The organism is Streptomyces sp. WELS2 (assembly GCF_013870595.1).
Taxonomy (GTDB): Bacteria; Actinomycetota; Actinomycetes; order Streptomycetales; family Streptomycetaceae; genus Streptomyces.
The window spans coordinates 1-2,228 of sequence record NZ_JACBWZ010000939.1 but is presented as its reverse complement, the minus strand read 5'-3'; the positions used below and the strand labels follow the sequence as shown (position 1 = coordinate 2,228).

At 73.1% G+C, this 2,228-nt stretch carries 2 protein-coding genes and 1 pseudogene; 2 read left to right on the top strand and 1 reads right to left on the bottom strand.

Translation table 11 applies throughout. The annotated features are described in order from the left end of the window. Positions 1-59: 59 nt before the first annotated feature. Positions 60-998, top strand: a complete 939-nt coding sequence (locus tag H5J33_RS31990) for an aminoglycoside phosphotransferase family protein (RefSeq protein ID WP_181798234.1) — start codon at positions 60-62, stop codon at positions 996-998. Positions 999-1,085: 87 nt separating this feature from the next. Here H5J33_RS31990 and H5J33_RS31985 read toward each other — a convergent pair whose 3' ends face one another. Beyond that, entirely contained in the window at positions 1,086-1,691 is a 606-nt protein-coding gene (locus H5J33_RS31985) for a hypothetical protein (protein WP_309485536.1), read from the bottom strand. A gap of 235 nt (positions 1,692-1,926) precedes the next feature. Here H5J33_RS31985 and H5J33_RS31980 point away from each other — a divergent pair. After that, positions 1,927-2,228 (top strand): annotated as a pseudogene (locus H5J33_RS31980) (N-acetylmuramoyl-L-alanine amidase); the annotation flags it as partial.

The window sequence follows — 2,228 nt, the reverse complement described above, 5'->3', positions numbered from 1 at the left end:
GGCGTGGGAGGCCTGCCGGCCGGGACGCCCACTCCCGCCCCCGGCGACCTCGTCGTCCTCTGCTCGCGTCGGTGCAGCGGATCTGCCCCGAGTTCGTCCCGGTGCAGGTGCTGCGGCAGAACGGGCGGTCGGTCCTTCTGGTCGGGACGACGGGGCGCGGTACGGCGGTCGCCAAGTGTCTCCTGGACCACTCGCCGGCGTGGGTGGAGCGGAGCCGGCAGGAAATAGCCGCATACCGCTCGTTCGTCCGGCACCGGCCGCCGGTGCGGGTGCCGAGGCTGATCGCGGCGGACCCGGACAACTGCACGCTGGTGATCGAACGGCTGCCGGGCCGCCCGGTGGCGTTCCAGCGGCATCCGATGGAGGCCCCGCCGCGCGCGGACATCCGGGCCGCGCTCGGCGCCATCTGCCGGGTGAACGCCTGGCGGCCCCCGGCCGGCACCTTCGACATGCCGCTGGACTACGCGGCCCGGATCTCCCGGTACCACGAACTGGGCCTGCTCACCGACCGGGACCTCGGCGACCTGCAGAAGCTGCTGCACGGCATCGCCCTCGAGGTGGGCCGGCAGGGCATGCTCCAGTTCTGTCACGGCGACGCCCTGCTGTCGAACATCCTGCTGTCCCCGGCCGGTCCGATGCTGGTGGACTGGGAGCACGCGGGCTGGTACCTGCCCGGGTACGACCTGGCGACGCTGTGGCTGGCCCTCGGGGACGCCGCTCCGGTGGCCCGGCGCCACATCAGCCAGCTCGCCCAGTCGGCGGGCCCGGCCTCCCGGGACGCCTTCCTGGTGAACCTGATGCTGCTGCTGACCCGGGAGATCCGCACGTACGAGACGGCCGTCCAGCGTTCGATGCAGGAGGCGGCCCCGGTTCCCCCGGGCACGACGCTGCCCGGTGCCATGCCGTCCGGCGAGGAACAGCGGCTGCTGCTGCGGCGGTTGCACGACGACTGCCAGCTGGCCCGCAGGGCGGTACGCGCGGCGGTCGGCACCCGCTGAGGACGAGGAACGGCTTGGCGGTGCGCCCCCAGCGGCGGCGCACCGCGGCCGGTCCGTCGTGCCGGCCGCGGATGCGCGGGTCCGTGCCTACCGATCTCCCTCGCGCCCGGGGCCCGAAGGTGGCGTGACCTCGATGATCACGGCTGTACCGACAACCGGTCCGCCCTCGTGCATGGTGATCACATCGCCAGGCTGAACGTGACGCCACTGTTCGGGGCTGAGTGGTGCCAGACGGACCGTCGCGCTTTCTCCCGGTGCCAGGCCGGGCGCACCCTCCACCCACACTCGCGCGACGTTCACCGCCTGCCCGCCGTCGGGCGCTCGATTGCCGATGTCCCAGAGCGGCCGCAGCCGCCCCTGCCCGGGGAAGGCGGTCCGCCGTCCGCCTTCCTCAGCGCTCAGCAGGCTCAGTCTGGCCCGGAGGATGCCGTGTTGTGCCTCCTGGACCCGCCACTCGCACCAGCCGGCCCTGGACTCCAGCCTCATCTGGCGGGCCGCCTCCACGAGCAGCGACCAGAATCCCGAGGAAACGGGGTGCTCGTCCGCGATCTCCATCAGGAGGTCGAGGACGAGCTCCCACTCCTGGTGCCGTTGGTAGTCGCGCACGTCGTCGATCGTCACACCGCTCTCGGCCCGGGCACCCTCGGGGAGCAGGCCGGTCGCCCGCCGAAGGAGCGTGAAGGCATCGTCCATGTGAAGCATTGTCGCGAGAGGGTGTCCGCGAAACGGCACGTGACGCCGCGCGCGGACTGTCGAACGCGGCACCTCACCATGCGAGCCGGGCCCCTCCCGACTCCCGGGACGAATCGCCGGAGCCGTCCGTGACGTGGTAAGTCGCTTCGGTGAAGGTGTCATTGACGGGCCGTCGGCGAACCGGTACGACTGATCCACCCGGCGTCGCACGCCCCGCCCTTCACTGGAGGCCGCCTTGCGAGGACACGCCACCACTCCCCCGGACCCGGCCGGTCACAGACGCCCGCTGCGGGCCGCCGTCCCGCTCGCCTCCGCGGCGCTGCTGCTGCCCCTGCTCGGCGCGGCCCCCGCCCATCCCGCCCCGGACTCCTCCGCGCTCCGTCTGCAACAGGCGTTCGCCACCGCGGCGGCCGGCTACCACGTGCCGCAGAGCGTGCTGCTGGCCGTCTCCTACCTCCAGTCCCGCTGGGACAGCCACGGCGGTGCGCCGAGCGTGACGGGCGGCTACGGCCCGATGCACCTCACCGACGCGCGTAC

What these genes read in the sequence shown, in the direction of transcription:
- H5J33_RS31985 (WP_309485536.1), bottom strand. Translation starts at nt 1,691, where the DNA reads ATGGACGATGCCTTCACGCTCCTTCGGCGGGCGACCGGCCTGCTCCCC.